Annotated in this window: 16 protein-coding genes; 10 read left to right on the top strand and 6 right to left on the bottom strand. The window is 68.8% G+C overall.

What is annotated here, in order from left to right; genetic code table 11:
• Positions 1-58: 58 nt before the first annotated feature.
• From tatB to serS, 3 genes are read left to right on the top strand one after another with little or no spacing between them, the layout of a single operon-like run.
• Complete coding sequence (gene tatB, locus HLH27_RS04995) at positions 59-655, top strand: Sec-independent protein translocase protein TatB (protein ID WP_182948364.1); 597 nt, start codon at positions 59-61, stop codon at positions 653-655.
• The gene (gene tatC, locus HLH27_RS04990) at positions 655-1,494 is read left to right on the top strand and encodes a twin-arginine translocase subunit TatC (RefSeq protein WP_182948363.1); all 840 of its coding nucleotides are present in this window, start codon (positions 655-657) and stop codon (positions 1,492-1,494) included. Before tatB ends, tatC begins: the two co-directional genes overlap by 1 nt.
• Positions 1,487-2,761: a serine--tRNA ligase gene (gene serS, locus HLH27_RS04985; RefSeq protein WP_182948362.1), complete on the top strand. Its 1,275-nt coding sequence runs from the start codon at positions 1,487-1,489 to the stop codon at positions 2,759-2,761. Before tatC ends, serS begins: the two co-directional genes overlap by 8 nt.
• 60 nt (positions 2,762-2,821) lie before the next feature.
• Here serS and HLH27_RS04980 read toward each other — a convergent pair whose 3' ends face one another.
• Positions 2,822-5,239, bottom strand: coding sequence for a helicase-related protein (locus HLH27_RS04980; protein WP_182948361.1), 2,418 nt, complete (start codon positions 5,237-5,239; stop codon positions 2,822-2,824).
• 199 nt (positions 5,240-5,438) lie between these two features.
• Between HLH27_RS04980 and HLH27_RS04975 the strand changes: the two genes are divergently transcribed.
• Both HLH27_RS04975 and gorA read left to right on the top strand, forming a co-directional pair.
• A complete protein-coding gene (locus HLH27_RS04975; protein WP_182948360.1) occupies positions 5,439-6,329 on the top strand; it encodes a ferredoxin--NADP reductase in 891 nt (296 codons plus the stop codon).
• Positions 6,330-6,341: 12 nt separating this feature from the next.
• Positions 6,342-7,739 carry a glutathione-disulfide reductase gene (gene gorA, locus HLH27_RS04970; protein ID WP_182948359.1) on the top strand — a complete coding sequence of 466 codons (1,398 nt, stop codon included), beginning with the start codon at positions 6,342-6,344 and terminating at the stop codon, positions 7,737-7,739.
• 202 nt (positions 7,740-7,941) lie between these two features.
• Here the strand turns inward: gorA and HLH27_RS04965 are convergent, their stop codons facing one another.
• Complete coding sequence (locus HLH27_RS04965; RefSeq protein WP_182948358.1) at positions 7,942-8,304, bottom strand: hypothetical protein; 363 nt, start codon at positions 8,302-8,304, stop codon at positions 7,942-7,944.
• 405 nt (positions 8,305-8,709) lie between these two features.
• Here HLH27_RS04965 and HLH27_RS04960 point away from each other — a divergent pair, with 405 nt between their 5' ends.
• From HLH27_RS04960 to gltX, 4 genes are all read left to right on the top strand, one after another.
• On the top strand, positions 8,710-10,125 hold the full coding sequence (locus HLH27_RS04960) for a class II 3-deoxy-7-phosphoheptulonate synthase (protein WP_182948357.1): 1,416 nt from the start codon (positions 8,710-8,712) through the stop codon (positions 10,123-10,125).
• 22 nt (positions 10,126-10,147) lie between these two features.
• Entirely contained in the window at positions 10,148-11,329 is a 1,182-nt protein-coding gene (locus HLH27_RS04955; protein WP_182948355.1) for a beta/alpha barrel domain-containing protein, read from the top strand.
• 56 nt (positions 11,330-11,385) lie between these two features.
• Positions 11,386-11,784 carry a hypothetical protein gene (locus tag HLH27_RS04950; protein WP_246375490.1) on the top strand — a complete coding sequence of 133 codons (399 nt, stop codon included), beginning with the start codon at positions 11,386-11,388 and terminating at the stop codon, positions 11,782-11,784.
• Between the two features lie 76 nt (positions 11,785-11,860).
• On the top strand, positions 11,861-13,192 hold the full coding sequence (gene gltX / locus HLH27_RS04945) for a glutamate--tRNA ligase (RefSeq protein ID WP_182948353.1): 1,332 nt from the start codon (positions 11,861-11,863) through the stop codon (positions 13,190-13,192).
• Positions 13,193-13,571: 379 nt separating this feature from the next.
• On the opposite strand, the gene HLH27_RS04940 is transcribed toward gltX, so the two are convergent.
• Together HLH27_RS04940 and cysS are read right to left on the bottom strand one after the other, a co-directional pair.
• Positions 13,572-14,363, bottom strand: a complete 792-nt coding sequence (locus HLH27_RS04940; RefSeq protein ID WP_182948351.1) for an RNA methyltransferase — start codon at positions 14,361-14,363, stop codon at positions 13,572-13,574.
• Positions 14,360-15,721, bottom strand: a complete 1,362-nt coding sequence (cysS, locus tag HLH27_RS04935; protein WP_182948760.1) for a cysteine--tRNA ligase — start codon at positions 15,719-15,721, stop codon at positions 14,360-14,362. Before cysS ends, HLH27_RS04940 begins: the two co-directional genes overlap by 4 nt.
• 124 nt (positions 15,722-15,845) lie before the next feature.
• Between cysS and HLH27_RS04930 the strand changes: the two genes are divergently transcribed.
• Positions 15,846-17,252, top strand: a complete 1,407-nt coding sequence (locus tag HLH27_RS04930) for an MATE family efflux transporter (RefSeq protein ID WP_182948349.1) — start codon at positions 15,846-15,848, stop codon at positions 17,250-17,252.
• On the opposite strand, the gene HLH27_RS04925 is transcribed toward HLH27_RS04930, so the two are convergent.
• Positions 17,224-18,795 carry a peptide chain release factor 3 gene (locus HLH27_RS04925; RefSeq protein WP_182948347.1) on the bottom strand — a complete coding sequence of 524 codons (1,572 nt, stop codon included), beginning with the start codon at positions 18,793-18,795 and terminating at the stop codon, positions 17,224-17,226. The two genes, HLH27_RS04930 and HLH27_RS04925, sit on opposite strands and share 29 nt — an antisense overlap.
• Positions 18,796-18,955: 160 nt before the next feature.
• Positions 18,956-19,573, bottom strand: coding sequence for a 30S ribosomal protein S4 (rpsD, locus tag HLH27_RS04920; protein WP_114726960.1), 618 nt, complete (start codon positions 19,571-19,573; stop codon positions 18,956-18,958).
• Positions 19,574-19,840 lie beyond the last annotated feature (267 nt).

The raw sequence follows: 19,840 nt of genomic DNA, 5'->3' as shown, positions 1-19,840 counted from the left end.
GGTCGCGTCATGCCACGTCTGAGTTCCGTAATGTCCAAGTCTGAGCCAGGGATCGGTCATGTTTGATTTCGCATGGTCCGAGATGGCGCTGATCGGTGTCGTCGCCCTGTTGCTGATCGGGCCCAAGGACATGCCGGTGGCGATCCGCACCGTTACCGGCCTGATCAAGAAGGCCCGCAAGATGGCCTCGGAATTCCAGACCCATGTCGACGAGATGGTGCGCGAGGCCGACCTGACCGAGGCGCGGGATGCGCTGGGCGGCATGCGGCGCTTCAATGTCCGCAACCAGATCATGCGGGCGATCGACGAGGACGGCTCGCTTCAGCGCACCTTCAACGATTCGCCCCTGGATTCGCGGCCGGCAGCCCCGCTGGTGCCGCCGCCGGCCCTGACGCCCGGCTATGATCCGCAAGGGCAGCATCGCTACGGCTACATGCCGCCGGCACAGCCCCATGACGAGGCCGCGTTCCCCCCTGTGGCCGATGCCGGGCCGCCGCCCGCGCTGCTGCCGCCCGCCGTCGCGCGGCGGCTGGCGGCCGACCGGGGGCGGCTGCACCCGCCCGCCTTCCTGCCGCCGGTGCGGGTGATCCACGGGGCGCGGCGCGTGGCGGTGGACGGGCCCGGTGCGGTGCCGCCGGCTGGGGAGCCGGGCTGATGGATGAGTTCAAGCCGGGAGAGACCAACCTGAACGACAATCGGGGCCACGCCGATCCGATCCACGACCAGCCCATGCCGCTGCTGGAGCATCTGGTCGAACTGCGCCGCCGGCTGATCTGGTCGGCGGTGGCGTTCGGCCTGTGCTTTCTGCTGTGCTATCATTTCTCGGCGCGGATCTATCTGTTTCTCGCCCAGCCGCTGGGCGACGTGATGCGCGCGCAGGGCGAACAGCCGCATCTGATCTACACGGCGCTGTACGAGGCCTTCTTCACCTACATCAAGGTGGCGATCTTCGGCGCGGCGTTCCTGTCCTTCCCGATGGTGGCCATGCAGGCCTGGATGTTCGTGGCACCGGGCCTGTATCGCAGCGAGAAGCGGGCCTTCCTGCCGTTTCTGGTCGCAACCCCGGTCATGTTCGTGATGGGCGCGGCGCTGGCCTATTATTTCGTCTTTCCCTTCGCCTGGAAGTTCTTCCTCTCGTTCCAGACTTCCGACGGGCAGGACGGGTTGCAGATCCAGCTTCAGGCCAAGGTGTCGGAATATCTGGCGCTGGTCATGAAGCTGATCATGGCCTTCGGCGTGGCGTTCGAGCTGCCGGTGGCGCTGACGCTGCTGGCGCGGGTGGGGATCGTCACTGCCGCCACGCTGAAGCGCTTCCGGCGCTATGCCTATGTGGGTGCCTTCGTGATCGCGGCGATCCTGACGCCGCCGGACATCATCACCCAGACCGGTCTGGCGGTGCCGCTGATCGGGTTGTACGAAATTTCCATCGTCTGTGCGCGCCTGGTCCAGCCCAAGCGCCCCGAGGATCTGGACCAGGAGAATTCCGATGCATGACCTTCGCGCGCTCCGCGCCGATCCGGCCGCCTTCGACGCTGCCCTGACGCGCCGGGGCGATGCCCCCGTTGCCGTGCACATTGTACGGCTGGACGAGGACCGGCGCGCCGCCGTGACGGCGTTGCAGGACCGTCAGGCCCGGCGCAAGACGCTGTCGAAGGAAATCGGGACCCTGCGCCGCACGGGCGCCGACAGCGCGGCGCTGGAACAGGAGGCGGTCGGGCTGCGCGAGGAGATCGAGCGGCTGGAGGCCGTGGTGCGCGATCGCGACGCGGAAATCCGCGACCTGCTGGTGACGCTGCCCAACCGGCTGGACGATGCCGTGCCCGACGGCGCGGACGAGGCCGCGAACGTGGTGGTGCATCAGGCCGGCGAGCGGCGGAACTTCGCCTTCGCCCCGCGCGAGCATTTCGCGCTGGGCGAGGCGCTGGGCATGATGGATTTCGAAACCGCGTCCAAACTCTCCGGCGCGCGCTTCGTGGTGCTGCGCGGGCCGCTTGCGCGGATGGAGCGCGCGCTGGGCCAGTTCATGCTCGACCTGCATGCGCAGGAGCATGGCTATACCGAGACGGCGGTGCCGGTGCTGGTCAACGAGGCCGCGATGTTCGGCACCGACAAGCTGCCGAAATTCGCCGACCAGTCCTTCCGCACCGAGGACGGGCGCTGGCTGGTGCCCACGGCCGAGGTGCCGCTGACCGCCAGCGTGGCGGGCGACATCCTGCCGGCCTCCGCCCTGCCGCGCCGCATGGTCGCGCTGTCCTCCTGCTTTCGCAGCGAGGCCGGGGCCTCGGGCCGCGACACGCGCGGCATGCTGCGCCAGCACCAGTTCCAGAAGGTCGAGATGGTATCCGTCACGCGGCCGGAAGACAGCGACGCGGAACTGGAGCGCATGACCCGCTGTGCCGAGACGGTGCTGGAGCGGCTGGGCATTCCCTATCGCCGCATGCTGCTGTGCGCCGGCGATACCGGCTTCGGTGCCGCGAAGACGTTCGACCTGGAAGCGTGGCTGCCCGGGCAGGATGCGTGGCGCGAGATTTCCTCCTGCTCCACCACGCGCGATTTCCAGGCGCGACGCATGAATGCCCGTTTCCGCCCGGCGGAAGGGGCTGCGCCGGAGTTCGTCCATACGCTCAACGGCTCGGGCCTGGCGGTCGGGCGCACGCTGATCGCGGTGATGGAGAATTACCAGAACGAGGACGGCAGCATCACGGTGCCGGAGGTCCTGCGCCCCTACATGGGCGGGCTGGCGGTCATCAACGCCGACTGAAGGCGGCCGGACACATGCGCTGGTGATCCCGCGCCTGTGTCCGGTCGCACAAGCCGCTGCTCAGGTGCGGGCAGCCGGGCGCGGCTTGCGCCCGTAGCCGCCGCCCTTGCCTGGTTTGTGGGACCCGGGGCGTTTGTGGCCCGGTTGCTCGACATTGTCCGCGCGGGCGCGGCTGCTCTGCTGGCGCAGCACGTCTTCGATCCAGTCGTTCAGGCGGGCGGTGGCGTCCTCGGCGTCTTCGCTCGCGCGGTAGGCGTCGGGGAAGCGCAGGGCCAGCCAGCGCCAGGCGACCAGGCGCTTGTGGCGTTTTTCCGCGCGTTCCAGTTCCACGCGGTCGGCGCGCTCGGCGGGGGGCAGGCGGCCGGTGCCGGGCGGGATGACCGGACGGCCGGCGGCGTGGTCGGCCGCCCACTGGACCAGGCGCTGGATGCCGTTGTCGCGGTCGTCGACCGGGCACATCGCGTAGACCCAGCGCTGGGCCAGAGTAAGGCCCGTGATGCCCTCCAGCGCGGTGGCGATGGCGAAGGCCTGTTCCATGTTCGCCAGGCGGTAATTCGGGTCGTCATGGCGCAGCACGGCGCGGCGGATGCGCGACAGCACGCCGAACAGGCTTTCCGACCCGATTTCGGCCGCGACGGCCTGGATGATGTCGGAATCGGGCTGGACCTGCGGGCGCAGGTCGGTCGGCTCGGCCGGCGGCGCGGCCAGCATGGTGCGCACGAAGGCCGCACTGCCCGCGCCGGCCAGCACCGCCACCACGCCCTGTTCGTGCTTGCCGTAGCGGCCGGCGCGGCCGCCGATCTGCTTGACCTCCTGCGCGTTCAGGTCGCGGGTCTGGGTGCCGTCGAACTTGCGGAGCGCGGTGAAGATCACGCGGCGGATCGTCAGGTTCAGGCCCATGCCGATGGCGTCGGTGGCGATCAGGATATCGGCCGCCCCGTCATTGAAGCGCTGGGCCTCGGCCCGCCGGACTTCGGGGCTGAGGGCGCCATAGACCACGGCGACCTTGCGGCCGCGCGCCACCAGCAGCGCGCGCAGGTCCAGCACCTCGCGCCGCGAGAAGGCGATAAGCGCGTCATGGGGTTTCAGGTCCTTGATCTGGACGGCCTCGCTGGCCGTGACCAGCGGGCCCTTGCGCTCCAGCCGGACCTCGTCCAGCGGATCGCCGCACAGTTCGGCGATGCGGCGCACCATCGGCACGCAGTCCGGTGCGCCCAGCACGTACAGATGCCGCGCCGGGGCGCCCATGATCGCCGCCGTCCACGCCGCGCCGCGATCGGGGTCGGACAGCATCTGGGCCTCGTCGATGATCGCGACGTCGACGGGGTTGTGCAGCGGGCACATCTCGACCGTGGCGGCCAGGTGGCGGCTGCCGGGGACGTCGATCCGTTCCTCGCCCGTGGCCAGCGATGTCGGCACGCCGCGCGCGGTCAGGGCCTCGCGGAATTCGTGGGCCAGCAGGCGCAGGGGGGCCAGGGCCATGCCGCTTTCGGCCCGGGCCAGGGCTTCCAGCGCCGTGTGGGACTTGCCGCTGTTGGTAGGGCCGGTGACGAGCGTGATGCGGCGCTTCAGGGCGCGGGCGGTCTTGAAATGCGCGGCGTAGCGGTCCAGCGCCGCAACGCGGGCGATGACGGCGTTACCGACCTTGCGCGTGCCGGCGTCGGGGACCAAGGCCGGGGTGGACGGTGCGCCGCCGCGCCATTCCGGCAGGCGGGCGCGCAGGGCCACCAGTTCCCTGGGGTCGAACTCCCAATGTTCGGTGCCGTCGGCCTGCGGCACGCGGCGGGCGACGGGCAGCCGGTTCTCGGCGATCCAGCGCAGGGCTTCCTTGCGCGAGCAATGCAGCAGGCGCGGGATTTCGGAAAACCCGACCAGGCTGGTTTCCCATTCCTGCAGTCGGCGCTCTTCCTCGGTGCGACGGGTGCGGGCGGCCTGTTCGATGGCCTCCTGTTCCTGCCGCCTGATGTCGGCGTCGCGCCGCATGCTTTCGACGAAGCCCGAGCGCGGGTCCACGGCGAAGGCCTCGGCCACCGCGCGGGACAGGGTTTCGGTCTCGGCGGGTGTCAGGACGCGGCCGGTGCCGTCGAACAGGTCGGCGCGGACGGTTTCCACCGCCGCTTCGGGCGTCGGGGCGCTGGCGCGCAGGCGCGCGCGGATGACGATGGAGAGCGCATCCAGCAACTGGGCGTCGGTGGGTTCGGGGTCGTCGATGGCGGCGGCGGCGGCCTCGGAATCCGCGCGCGTGACCCAGACCTGGCCGGCGCGGCGGGTCAGGTCCATCAGGCGCGAGCCCCAGGGCTTGCGGCGCACGGTACACAGCGCCGCGCGGAACGTTGCATCGTCGACGCGGTCCTGGCCCGGGACCAGGGCGCGGGCGACCGTGCGTTCCAGCTTGGGCAGCTCGCGGGTTTCGACCGTCAGGCCGGTTTCGGCGATTGCGGCGGCGACGGCACTGGCGGCGGGGGAATTGGATGTCATATCCGGTTTGTGCGCCATCGCGCGCCGACTCACAACGGTTGCGCGTGGGGCAGATCTGCCCGTGCCTCAACCCTCCGATCGCGGTTTTGTGCTGGCATCGGGCGCGTGGGGTGCTTAAACATCTCGCTCTTGCACGAACGGGGCGCATGCCGCGGGTCGTGGCCTATGAGTTCCTGTCATGACGGAGAGTTCTGATCTCATGTCCGATACGCTGACCCTGCCTGTTGGGACCACACCTGCCGCGACCGTGCCGAGCGGTCTGGAACCCGTTCCGGGTGAGGCCGGCGTGTATCATCTGGCCGAGCCGACCAAGACCTATGGCCACCTGAACGCCGAGACAGTGCTGACCGTTCATCACTGGACCGACCGGCTGTTCAGCTTCACCACCACCCGCGACGCGGCGCTGCGCTTCGAGAACGGGCAGTTCGCGATGATCGGCATCGAGGTCGAGGGCAAGCCGCTGCTGCGCGCCTATTCGATCGCCAGCGCGAATTACGAGGAACAGCTGGAGTTCCTGTCCATCGCCGTGCCTGACGGCCCGCTGACCTCGCGCCTGCGGCACGTCAAGCCGGGCGACAAGGTGCTGATCGGCCGCAAGCCCACCGGCACGCTGCTGCTGGACAATCTGCGCCCCGGCCGCAACCTGTATTTCCTGTCCACCGGCACCGGCCTGGCGCCGTTCATGAGCCTGATCAAGGACCCGGCGGTCTATGAGCGGTTCGACAAGGTGATCCTGAGCCATACGGTGCGGATCTCGGGCGAGCTGGCCTATGCCAACCATATCCGCCACGAACTGCCGCAGCACGAGTTCCTGGGCGAGGACGTGTCGGGCAAGCTGCTGTACTATCCGGCGGTAACGCGCGAGGATTTCGCCGTGACCGATCGCATCACCAAGCTGATCGAGTCCGGCAAGATCTTCACCGACCTGAACATCCCCGAACTGGACCCCGATCATGACCGCGTGATGATCTGCGGGTCGCCCGAGATGCTGGCCGATACCGAGGCGCTGCTGGAAGCCCGTGGCTTCGACGAGGGCAACAATTCGAACCCCGGTGCCTATGTGGTCGAAAAGGCGTTCGCCGAACGCTGATCGGAAGCCGACATGACGTATGATTTCGACCTGTTCGTCATCGGTGCGGGGTCGGGCGGGGTGCGCTGCGCGCGCATCGCCGCCTCGCACGGTGCCCGCGTCGCCGTTGCCGAAAACCGGCACTGGGGCGGCACCTGCGTCAATCTGGGATGCGTCCCCAAGAAGCTGATGGTCCAGGCCGCCGAATATGGCGACCTGGCCCATGACAGCCAGGGGTTCGGCTGGGATTTCGCCCCCGGCCATCATGACTGGGCGGCGCTGATCGCCGCCAAGGACCATGAGATCGCGCGCCTGAACGGCATCTATGTCTCGATGCTGGAAAAATCCGGGGTCACGCTGTTTACCGGCACCGCCCGGTTCGAGGACGCCCATACCATCGTAATCGGTCCGGGCGACCTGGCGCCCGACGCGCCGGTGCGGCGCGTGACGGCGGCGCGCATCGTGATCGCCACCGGATCGCGGCCCGACCTGCCCGATATTCCGGGGATCGAGCATGCGATCTCGTCGGACCAGGCGTTTCATCTCGACGCGCGGCCGAAGCGGGTGTGCATGATCGGCGGCGGCTATATCGGGGTGGAATTCGCCGGCATCTTCCGGGGGCTGGGGTCGGAGGTCGACCTGGTCTATCGCCAGCACCTGCCGCTGCGCGGGTTCGACCACGACCTGCGTACGGCGCTGCACGAGGCGATCGGGGGCAGGGGCATCCGCCAGCATGCGGGGCGGTCGCCGACCGCCATCCGCGCCCATGGCGGCCACTATACGGTGGTGCTGGACGATGGCGCGAAGATCGAGACCGATTGCGTGTTCTTCGCCACCGGGCGCAACCCGAACGTGGGCGCGCTGGGCCTGAACCATGCGGGCGTGTCGGTGACGGCCGGCGGGCGGATCGTCGTCGATGCCGTGGGCGAGACGAACGTGCCCGGCATCTTCGCCATCGGCGACGTGACGAACCGGCTGAACCTGACGCCGGTTGCCATCGCCGAGGGCCATAGCCTGGCCGATCGCCTGTTCGGGCACGGGCATCCGCGCGAGTGGTCGCTGGAGACGACGCCCAAGGCCGTGTTCTTCTCGCCGCCGCTGGCGAGCGTGGGCCTGACAGAGAGCGAGGCCGCGCGCGAGGGGAATGTCGATATCTATCTGGCGCGCTTCACGCCGATGCGCCACACGCTCAGCGGCCGGGCGCGCAAGACGGTGATGAAGCTGGTGGTGGATCAGGCGAGCCAGAAGGTCGTGGGCGCCCACATGCTGGGCGACGACGCGCCGGAGATGATGCAGGGGCTGGCCATTGCCGTGACGGCGGGGCTGACCAAGCAGGATTTCGACCGCACGGTCGGCATCCACCCGACCTCGGCCGAGGAATTCGTGACCATGCGCACCCGCACGCGGGTCACCGAACGTTCGAGCGACTAGGCCGGGCCCTCAGGCTCTGTCCCGAAAAACGCGTCGCTCCGAGGCTGCCTGAAAAGTCGGCCTGCCGAGCGAGAGTGCCGCAAAGCGGCACGCCCGGCAGGTGTGTTTCCAAGCATCGGAGCGGAGCGGCCTTGATGGCCGCGAGCACCGAAGTACAGGAGAGGCGCGTCGGATTGCCGGCAGGGTGGCTTCGCAGGTCGCCTCAGCGGGGAGTGACCCAGCCGTTGCCGGTGGCATCGCCGAGTTGGCCCTGGCCGTAGGGGCTGCTGCTCTGATAGGCGCTGCCGAAGCGCGAGAGATCGGTGCCGGTGACGGAGTCACGATGCACGCCGGCCTCGTGGTCCGGGTCCGCGCCGTGGGTGATGTCCATCGACGGGGCGTCCTGATATCCGGGCGGCAGGCTGCGGCGGCCCTTCACGGTCATGTCTTCGCCATGCTGGGCCTCGACCCCGTCCTGGTCCTGGGTGGGCTGCCGCTTGTCGTCGGGGGCGGCGAGGGCAGGGGCGGCAAGCAGGCAGAAGCCGGCCAGGAGCGGAAGCAGGCTGGTGCGGAATGTGGCCGGCATGGGGAATCCTTCCATTTATATGGAACGCAGCATGTCACGCGCACCGTGGCCCGTTAAGGCCCCCGCGCCGCATTGCGGACGGGATAGGGGGGCCTGGCCGGGGCAGTCCGCGTCATCGTGTCGAAGCGTCCCTGTATCAGCCGGGTCTAGCCGATTGCGGCGCTTCGTTGCACGCCCGAAAAACATGGCAGGCAGGCATGGAAAGCGGTGCATCCCTGTGCGGGGCGCACGAATATGTCGCCCGATCGGGATCAGGCAACGTTCCTCTTTGCGTTGAGGGGCGATTTTCGACATAAAGGCTGCCCCTTTGCAAGGCCGGCCATCGGGGCTCGGGCTGGGGAAGATGGCGGCGCGCATCGCTGGGATGTCGCGACCGGACGATCAGAGGAATTTTAGGAACCGACCATGAGTGCGACGCACAGCCACGACAAATCTTCCCGGCAGGCCTGGACGCCGGAAAGCTGGCGGTCGTTTCCCATCCGTCAGGTTCCCTCCTATCCCGACGCGACCGCCTTGCAGGCGGTCGAGGACCGGCTGCGCCGCTATCCGCCGCTGGTCTTTGCGGGCGAGGCGCGGCGCCTGAAGGCCAGCCTGGCGGCGGCATCGCAGGGCAAGGCGTTTGTGTTGCAGGGCGGCGCGTGCGCCGAGAGCTTCAGCGAATTCACCGCCGACATCGTCCGCGACACGTTCCGCGTGCTGTTGCAGATGGCGGTGGTGCTGACCTTCGGCGCCAAGGTGCCGGTGGTGAAGATCGGCCGCATGGCCGGCCAGTACGCCAAGCCGCGCTCGTCGGATTCCGAGACGATCGACGGTGTCAGCCTGCCATCCTATCGCGGCGACATCATCAACGGCGCCGCCTTCACGCCCGAGGCGCGGATACCCGACCCGACGCGGATGGAAACCGGCTATTTCCAGTCGGCGGGGGTGATGAACCTGCTGCGCGCCTTCGCCGGCGGCGGCTATGCCAACCTGCACCAGGTGCATCGGTGGAACCTGGGCTTCGTCGAGCGGTCGCCCCTGGCCCAGCGCTATGGCGTGCTGGCCGAGCGGATCGACGAGACGCTGGCCTTCATGGCGGCCTGCGGCGTGAACGGCGCGACCAGCCGCCAGTTGGACGAGACCGAATTCTATACCTCGCACGAGGCGCTGCTGCTGCCCTACGAGCAGGCGCTGACGCGCATCGATTCCACCAGCGGCGACTGGTACGATTGTTCGGCGCATTTCATCTGGATCGGGGATCGGACCCGCCAGCCGGATGGCGCGCATGTCGAGTTCCTGCGCGGGGTGCGCAACCCGATCGGCATCAAGGTCGGGCCGACGACGACGATCGACGATCTGGAGCGGCTGCTGGAGATCCTGAACCCCAAGGACGAGCCGGGCCGGATCTCGCTGATCTCGCGCATGGGGGCCGAGGGCGTGACGCGGCACCTGCCGGCGCTGCTGCGCAAGGTCGTGGCCTCGGGGCGCACGGTCACGTGGTTGTGCGATCCGATGCACGGCAACACGATCTCGACCGTCAACAAGGTCAAGACCCGGTCGTTCGATGCGATTTTGACCGAGATTCGCGGCTTTTTCGACGTGTTCCAGGCCGAGAACGCCCACCCCGGCGGGGTGCATGTCGAGATGACCGGGCAGAACGTGACCGAGTGCGTGGGGGGTGCCCACCGCTTGACGGAGGCCGATCTTGGTGAACGGTATGAGACCTTCTGCGATCCGAGGCTGAACGCCGAGCAGTCGCTGGAGATGGCATTCCTGCTGGCCGAGGAATTGACGGCGCGCCTGCGCGGCGGGGCCGGCACGAAAGGCACGGAGGCCGCGTAACGGGAAGACCATCGGAGGAACGATGTCGGCAGTCCAGTCCCCTACGGCATTCGGTCCCTACCAGGCGCTGGATGACGCGACCATCCGGGCCCGGACCGATGCCTATTTCAACCGGACGCGCGACATCGTCACCCGCTTCGGCGACCGGCGGGTGACCTATGCCCTGTTCGTCCGCCGCCCGGTCCTGTCCGCGACGCGGCTGATGACCGAGTGGCTGGACAATGTGGCGCAGGCGCGGGGGATCGAACTGTCGCACGAGGTGATGTTCCCCGAAGGCGCCTGGGTCGGTGCAGGGGAGCCGCTGGTCTATATCACCGGTTCGTTCGCGGCGCTGGCCGACCTGGAGACGCTGCTGTTGCAGAAGCTCGGCCCGCCCTGCGTGGCGGCGCTGAATGCCTACCAGATGGCGATGGCGCTGCCCAAGGTGCGCTTCCTGGCCATGGAGGCCCGCCATTGCGCGGGCTTCGAGATGCAGGAACAGATGGCCTATGCCGCCTCGGTCGGCAGCCTGGCGGCCCGCAACGAGGATGCGCTGGGCTTTGTCGGTGGTGCGAACGACGCCACGGCGGGCTATTTCGGCAAGACGGCCGGGCTGGGCACCATGCCTCACGCCCTGATCGGCTATGCCGGGTCGACCCTCCGTGCCGCCGAGATGTTCCACGAGGCATTTCCCGAATCCGACTTGGTGGTCCTGACCGATTATTTCGGGCGCGAGATCACGGACGGGCTGGCGGTCTGCCGCGCCTTTCCCGAACTGGCCGCGGCGGGGCGGCTGGCGGTGCGGCTGGATACCCATGGCGGGCGGTTTCTCGAAGGGCTGGACCCGCAATTGTCCTACGCCGCGCTGGAGCGCAATACGCCGGGCACTATCCGGCGCTACCGGTCCGAGACCGAGTTGCGCAACCTCGTGGGCACCGGCGTTTCCGCCGCCGCGATCTGGCGCATGCGCGAGGTGCTGGACGAGGCCGGTTTCCCCCGGGTGCGGATCATCGTCTCGTCGGGATTCAACGTCGAGAAATGCCTGGCGATGGCCGACGCGCATGCGCCGATCGACGTTGTCGGCACCGGCTCCTTCATCCCCGACCGGTGGTCGGAGACCTATGCCACCGCCGACATCGTGTCGTATGACGGCGAGCCGCGCGTGAAGATCGGGCGCGAGTTCCTGCTGCGCCGCGCGGGGGCCCGGACCGCCGGCGGCACTTGATCCCACGCGCCCGACGGGGCATGCCCCTTCGGGCATCATCACAGGGAATTGCGCATTTGACCGATACTCCCCCCATTTCCGATTCCACGGCCGACTCCGACGAGTCGGGCTGGCGCGTCCGGATCCTGGATCTGTCGGGCGGCGCCGAGGACGGAATCGTCGAGGAGGTCGGCGGTTTCGTCGACCTGTCCCATGCCAATGCCTTCGCGCGCGCCTATGTCCGCGACAGTATCGAGCGCTGCCGGGTGCCCGGTGCCTCGCCGCGCGAGGTGCTGCAATCCTGGCTGTCGTTCGGCGAGGATGCCGAGATCCAGGATGTGGGCGACGAGGGCTGGCGCTCGGCGAACGAACTGGACGATTTCACGGCCAACCCGGCCACGCCCATGGAGCGGGACTGGCGGGCGCTCGATCCGCGCCGGCTGGTCGAGGATGAGGACGACGACGTCGACGAATAAGGGGCCGACGAATAAGGGATAGCGTGCGGCGGCGTTCCGGCTGGTCTTTCCGGTGCGCCCGACGCATATAGGCGGCATGAAACTCCGCTTCGCGCCCAGCCCGACGGGCCTGCTCCATGTCGGCAACGCCCGTCAGGCGATTGCCAACGCCCTGTATGCGCGCCGCCATGGCGCCACGTTCCAGTTGCGCATCGACGATACCGACCGCGAGCGCTCGCGCGAGGACTATGCCGATGCGCTGCGCACCGACCTGACATGGCTCGGGATCGGCTGGGACGAGACGTTCCGCCAGTCGGACCGGCTGGACCGCTATGCGGCGGCGATCGAGACCCTGAAGGATACCGGCCGCCTGTATCCCTGCTTCGAGAGCGAGCAGGAACTGGCCGCCAAGCGCGAGGCGCGCATCCGCATGCGCAAGCCCCCGGTCTATGACCGCGCGATGCTGCGCATGACGGCCGAGCAGCGCGCCCAGGCCGAGGCGAACGGCAAGGTGCCGTACTGGCGCTTCCGCCTGTCCGACGGGATGGTGGCGTGGGACGACCTGGTCATGGGCCGGTCGCAGGTCAAGCTGCCCTCCATTTCCGACCCGGTTCTGGTCCGCGCCGACGGCACGGTGCTGTATACGCTGGCCTCGGTGGTCGACGATCTGGAAACCGGCGTGACGCATATCCTGCGGGGCGAGGACCATCTGACCAATACTGGCGTGCAGATCGACATCGCCGAGGCGCTGGGCGCCCGGCCGGGGCGCTTTACCTTCGCGCACCTGCCGCTGCTGCTGGACGAGGGCGGCGGCAAGCTGTCCAAGCGGTTCGACGGGCTGTCGCTGCGCGCGCTGCGGCAGGACGGGATCGATCCGGGCGCCGTCGTGTCCTATCTTGCGCGGCTGGGCAGTTCGGACGATCCGGCGCCGCTGTCTTTCGAGGAGCTGGCGGCGACCTACGACGTGCGGCGCGTCTCGCGCTCGGCCGCGCGGTTCGACATGCGGCAGTTGCTGGCGCTGAACCGCAAGGTCATGCACCAGAAGCCGTTCGCCGACATGCGCGACCTGCTGCCGGAAGGTGCGACCGAGGCGTTCTGGCTGGCCGTGCGCGGCAATGTCGACCTGCTGTCGGAACTGCGTCACTGGTGGGACGTGGTCGCCGGCACCATCGTGCCGCCGGTGCAGGACGATGAGGGCGGTTATCTGCTCCAGGCCCTGTCGCTGCTGCCTGACGACCCGTGGGATTCCGAGACCTGGAAGACATGGACCAGTGCGATCCGCGCCGCGAGCGGCCGCAGCGGCAAGGCACTGTTCCACCCGCTGCGCGTCGCCCTGACGGGCGAGGAGAAGGGGCCGGAAATGCGCGATCTGCTGCCGCTGATGGGCCATGCACGCGTGGCGGAGCGGCTGCGCATCGCCGCACGCTGACGGGCCGGCTCCGCCCCGGGTCGCTTTGCCCGGGGCGGCGGACCTCATGCGACAGGACTATCGCCGGAGGGGCGCGATGGCGGCATCGGCGACCACGGCAGGAAAGACGGGGACGGCGCGCAGCAGACGGACAGGCCGAAGGGAAAAGATCCTTCTGGCACTGCTGGACCGGATCGGCGGCGACAGGGCGGAAGAACTGGCCGAGCGGCTGCTGAAGGAACCCGAGACCCGGCACCATTCACCATGCGCTGGAGATCAGGTCCGTGCGGCCGCTGATCGGGCTCGGGCGGGAAGGGACTGATCGTGGACCAGTTCCTGCACACGATCCGCGCCGAGAATGCTGCATGCGGGCGACCAGGAGCTCTGGCCGATCCCACGGCTAGGAGTTCGCGGGCCCGGTCGCGCGTGCCTTGCGCCCGCGGGCCAGTTCGGTCACCACGCCATGCAGGGTGCGCAGTTCCTGTTCCGTGACTTCGCCCCGGGTGAAGAAATGGCGCAGGTTGCGGACCATGCCGGCGCGCTTCTGCTGGTTGCGCAGGAAGCCGCATTCGTCGAGCTGGCCGATCAGGTTGCGCATGAAATTGTCCAGTTCGCCCTTGGTGGCGACATGGGTTTCATTGGTCATCAGCGCGCGCGGCGGGGTGGCGTCTTCGGCCATCCACCATTCATAGGCCATGATCATGACCGCCTGCGCCAGGTTCAGCGACATGAAGGCCGGGTTGAGCGGGTAGCGGATCAGCGCGTCGGCGCGGGCCATGTCCTCATTGTCCAGCCCGGCGCGCTCGGGGCCGAACATCAGGCCGGTACGCAGGCCGCGGCTGCTCATCTGCCGCAGTTCGGCAGCGCCGCCACGGGCGGTCAGCACCGTCTTGACGATATGGCGCGGGCGGGGGCAGGTGGCGAAGACATGGTGCAGGTCGGCCACCGCGTCATCGACCGTTTCATGCACCGTCGCGGCTTCGAGAATCCGGTCGGCGCCGGAGGCCGCGCGCCAGGCGCGTTCCAGCGGCCAGCCGTCGCGGGGGGCGACCAGGCGCAGGTGGAACAGGCCGCCATTGGCCATGGCGCGCGCCGTGGTGCCGATATTCTCGGCCATCTGGGGGCGTACCAGGATCACGACCGGGCTGTTGCCGATCGGGCCGATATCGGCCCCGCCGTCGCGGCCGGTCATGCGCGCCTCCAGATCGTGCCGGTGGCACTGTCTTCCAGCAGGATGCCGCGTGCCGCCAGGTCGGTGCGGATGGCGTCGGCGCGGGCGAAATCGCGGGATTTGCGGGCGGCCAGCCGCTCGGCGATCAGGGATTCGATCTCGGCCTCGTCGACCCCGGCGCCGGCGCGGAACCATGTGTCGGCCGATTGGCCCAGCAGGCCCAGCAGGCGGCCGGCCGCACGCAGGCCGGCTGCGGCGGCGCGGTCGCCGGCCAGGGCGCGGTCGGCCAGGCCGTGCATCTCGGCCAGGGCGCGGGGGGTGTTGAGGTCGTCGCACATCGCGGCCAGAACCTCGTCGGGCACCGGATCGGTGCTGTCGGCCGGCAGGTCGCCGATGGCGCGATAGAAGCGGTTCAGCGTCTGCTTCGCCTCGTCCAGCCCGGCGCGGGTGAAGTTCAGCACCGAGCGGTACTGGGCATGCAGCAGCAGCAGGCGCAGGGCCTCGGCGGGGGTGTCGGACAGCACGTCGCGGATGGTCAGGAAGTTGCCCAGCGATTTGGACATCTTCTCGCCATTCACCAGCAGCATCGCGTTATGCACCCAGTGGTTGGCGAAGCGGCTGTGGGGGAAGCAGCACTGGCTCTGCGCCCGCTCGTTCTCATGATGCGGAAACAGCAGGTCGCTGCCGCCGCCATGGATGTCGAAGCTCTCGCCCAGATAGCGGTGCGACATGGCCGAGCATTCGATATGCCAGCCCGGCCGGCCCCGGCCCCACGGGCTTTCCCAGCCCGGCAGGTCGGGTTCGGAGGGTTTCCACAGCACGAAATCGCCGGCATCGCGCTTGTAGGGCGCGACCTCGACCCGCGCGCCGGCCAGAAGATCGTCGGGCGAGCGGCCGGATAGCGCGCCGTAATCGGGGAAGTGGGCGACGGCGAACAGGACATGGCCCTGGGCCTCGTAGGCATGGCCGCTGGCGATCAGGCGCTCGATCAGCGCGATCATCTCCGCGACATGGTGGGTGGCGCGCGGCTCCACGTCGGGCGGCAGCACGCCGACGGCGGCCAGATCGTCGTGGAAATCGCGGATCGTGCGGGCGGTCAGGGCGTCGATCGGCTCGCCGTTCGCGCGGGCGCGGGCGTTGATCTTGTCGTCGACGTCGGTGATGTTGCGGACATAGGTGACGCGCGGATACAGGTGCCGCAGCAGGCGCACCAGGATGTCGGCCGTGATCATGGCCCGCAAATTGCCGATATGCGCCAGGTCATAGACCGTGGGGCCGCAATAATAGACCCGTACATTCCCCGGATCGAGGGGCGCGAAGGGAACCGTCGAGCGGCTGCTGCTGTCGTGCAGGGTCAGTTGCGGCATGGAATCGGGCATGATGGCGCCTAGATGCGACAGGCAAGGGGCGGACGCAACACCCTTATGCGTGGCGGCGGCCGAATAGCGGGGTGCGGCGCGCGGCATCTGGTCTTTCCGGGGCCGATCTGCTCTGGATGCGCCCATGCCGGACCCAGCCTTGCCCCCTTCGGAACTTCGTCTCCTCCTGCGCGTCGCGGCCCCCATCGCGCTGGCGCAGATCGCGCAGATGGCCATGGGCGTGACCGACAGTGTGCTGCTGGGCGGGCTGGGGGCGGATGCGCTGGCCATCGGCGGCCTGTCCACGACCCTGTTCTTTACCGTGATCGCGGTGTTGCAGGCCATGCTGGGGGCCGGCGGGGTGCTGATCGCGCAGGCGCGCGGGCGCGGCGATCCGGCGCGCATCGCCCCGATCCATGCCATGCTGCTGGTGGTGGCGCTGCTGCTGTGCCTGCCGTGCCTGGCGATCCTGGACCAGGCGGGCACGCTGCTGCGGCTGATGCACCAGCCCGAATCCTTTGTCGGCCCGGTTTCGTCCTTTACCCATATCCTGATGTGGGGCGTGCCGCCGGCCCTGATCGGGACAGGGGTGGTGGAGGTGGTGCTGCCGGCGCTGGATGCGCAGATCATCCTGCTGCGGGTGATGCCGGTGGTAGCGGTGGTGAACGGCGTGCTGAACGCGGCGCTGATCCATGGGCTGTTCGGCCTGCCGGCACTGGGGCTGCGCGGCTCGGCACTGGCCACCACGCTGACCATGTGGGGCAGTGCGCTGGTCCTGCTGGCCATGGTGCATTCCCGGCCGCATCTGCGCCTGCTGCTATGGCCCCTGCGGCCGCTGGCGGCCGACATGGCGGTGCTGCTGCGGCTGGGCCTGCCGATGTTCGCGGCGGCGGGGGCGGAGATCATGCTGTTCGAGGTCACGGGATTACAGGCGGCGACGCTGGGGCCGCACGCGCTGGCGGCATTCCAGATCGTGCTGAGCGTGACCGCGACCACCTACATGGTGACGATGGCGCTGGGGCAGGCGGCCAATGTGCGGGTGGCCTACTGGACCGGTGCGGCGCGGCCCGAGCGGGTGCGGCGCGCGGCCCGGGTGGCAGTGGGGACCGCGATCACCGGCATGGGAATGGTCGGCTGCCTGATCTATCTGTTCCGCGCCCGGATCGTGGCCTTCTACCTGGACCCGTCGGTGCCGGCCAATGCCGACAGCGCGCGCATCGCCACGGCGGCGCTGCTGCTGGCCGCGATCTTCCAGGTGGCCGACGGGGCGCAGGCGGTGCTGGTCGGCGTGCTGCGCGGGCGGGGCGATGCCGTGGTGCCGATGGTGCTGGCGATTGCCGGCTATTGGGGCGTGGGCTTTCCGCTGGCCAACTGGCTGGCCTTTCACCGCGGACTGGGCGTGGTGGGGCTGTGGGGCGGGGTGGCGAGCGCGCTGGTGGTCGTGGCCCTGATGCTGGCGGTGCGGGCGGTGTATACGCTGGGCCGGGGCCGGCGGGCGGCAGCGGCGCCGCCCGAGGCTGAAATCAGCGGCTTTCCACCCCGATCTGCTTGATGTCGTGGAAGGTCAGGTCGGGGTTCATCTCGGCCGTGCGGCGCATCATGAAGGCCGATCCGGCCAGGAAGACCGGGTCGCCGTCCAGGTCGTCGGCCATGGCCGACCGGTTGGCCATGGCGAACAGTTCCAGCTTCGCCTTGTCGCCCACAACCCAGCGGGCGAGGTTGTAGGGGGTGGATTCGAAGCCGATGCTCACCCCGTACTCGCCGCCCAGGCGCGCCTGGAGCACGTCGAGCTGGAGCGTGCCGACCACGCCGACGATCGGCGGCGCGCCGTCCTGCGGGCGGAAAAGCTGGACCACGCCTTCCTCGGCCAGTTCCGTCAGGGCCTGACGCAGCTTCTTGGCCTTCATCGCGTCGTCCAGCCGGACGCGGCGCAGGATTTCCGGCGCGAAATGCGGCACGCCGGTAAAGCGCAGGTCCTCGCCTTCGGTCAGCGTGTCGCCGATGCGCAGCGTCCCGTGGTTGGGGATGCCCACCACGTCGCCGGCAAAGGCTTCCTCGGCCAGCTGGCGGTCGCGGGCGAAGAAGAATTGCGGCGTGTGGAGCGCGAACTGCTTGCCGGTGCGCGTGTGCTTCAGGCGCATGCCGCGCTCCAGGCGGCCCGAGCAGATCCGCGCGAAGGCCATGCGGTCGCGATGGTTCGGGTCCATGTTGGCCTGAATCTTGAAGACCAGCGCGGTCAGGCCGGTCTCGTCCGCGCGGACGGTGCGGTTTTCGGTGGCCTGGTCGCGCGGCGGCGGGCCAAAGGCCACCAGCGCGTCCAGCAGGTCGGTCACGCCGATTTCCTTCATCGCGCTGCCGAAGAAGACGGGCGTGAGGTGCCCGGCATTGAAGCTCTCGCGGTCGAAGGTCGGCAGCGCGGCCTCGGCCAGTTCCAGCTCCTCGGCCAGTTGCACCATGCGCGGGTCGGACTGGTCCAGCGGTGTCGAGACATGGAGCTTGCGCTCGCGCAGGTCGTAGGTGCCGACGAACTGCGCGGCACGGCCGACCGGCCAGGTGGCCGGCGCGGTGTCCAGGGCCAGCGCGGACGAGATTTCGTCGAGCAGCGTGAACGGGTCCTGCGCCTCGCGGTCCATCTTGTTGATGAAGGTGACGATCGGGATATCGCGCAGGCGGCAGATTTCGAACAGCTTGCGGGTCCGGTCCTCGATGCCCTTGGCGGCGTCGATCACCATCACCGCGGAGTCCACGGCCGTCAGCGTGCGGTAGGTATCTTCCGAGAAATCTTCATGGCCCGGCGTGTCCAGCAGGTTGAAGATGCAGCCGCCATACTCGAACGTCATCACCGAGGTGACGACCGAGATGCCGCGATCACGCTCGATGCCCATCCAGTCCGACCGCGTGCGGCGGCGCTCGCCCTTGGCCCGCACGTTGCCCGCCATCTGGATCGCGCCGCCCGCCCGCAGGATGCGTTCGGTCAGCGTGGTCTTGCCCGCGTCGGGATGCGAGATGATGGCGAAGGTGCGCCGCCGGGCGATTTCCCGGGCGATGGTCGGGGCGAGGTCGGAAGAGGGCTCGGCGTTCACGGCAAAATCCATGCGGGCTTGGAGGCTGTTTGCAAAGTCGCGTCGGGTCGCCGGCAAGGTGACTTTGCAAACAGTCTCTTATGGTTCGGGCGGCAGGTCCCATAAACGCAGACGCCGGGCGTGGGGGTTGTCCCCACGCCCGGCGCTGCGGTCGTTGGCCTGGAAGACCGGATCAGCGCGAGTAGAACTCGATGACCAGGTTCGGTTCCATCTGCACCGGGTAGGGAACGTCCGACAGCTTCGGCGCGCGCACGAAGCGGCCCTTCATCTGGCGATGATCGACTTCCACATATTCCGGCACGTCGCGCTCGCCGCTCTGCGCCGCGTCGAGGACGATGGCGAGCTGCTTGGACTTCTCGCGAACCTCGATCACGTCGCCATCACGCACCAGGAAGGACGGGATGTTGACCTTGCGGCCGTTGACCGTGATGTGGCCATGGCTGACGAACTGGCGGGCGGCGAACGGCGTCATCGCGAACTTCAGGCGATAGACGACCGCGTCCAGCCGGCGCTCCAGCAGGTCGATCAGGTTCTCGGAGGTGTCGCCCTTGCGGCGGACGGCCTCGTCATAATACTTGCGGAACTGCTTCTCGCTGATGTTGCCGTAATAGCCCTTCAGCTTCTGCTTCGCCATCAGCTGGACCGAGAAGTCCGACGGCTTCTGCTTGCGGCGCTGGCCGTGCTGGCCGGGGCCGTATTCCCGCTTGTTGACCGGCGACTTCGCGCGGCCCCACAGGTTGACGCCAAGGCGGCGGTTGATCTTGTATTTGCTCTCAAGGCGCTTGCTCATCGCGCGCAATCTTCCATCGTCGACGGGCGGCATCGTGGCCCGAAGGCCGGGCGCCGCCCTGTATTGCACCGGTAGGCCCTGTTCCGCATGAACAGGGCGGGCGCGAACCGCATTACCGGTGCCGGGGAGCAATCACCCGATCAGGCACCGGCCGGTCCGTCCACGTTCCCGGCAGTGGGGCTGGCCTATAGGCGGTTCGGCCCCGGCCTGTCAACCGGATGGCGCGGGGCGGCGGGGGCGAAAAAAGCCGGTGTCGCGGGCAGGGAA

This window comes from Gluconacetobacter takamatsuzukensis (assembly GCF_014174275.1).
Lineage (GTDB): Bacteria > Pseudomonadota > Alphaproteobacteria > Acetobacterales > Acetobacteraceae > Gluconacetobacter > Gluconacetobacter takamatsuzukensis.
Note: the sequence above shows the minus strand (reverse complement) of the source record. Positions and strands in the feature narration are given on the sequence as shown.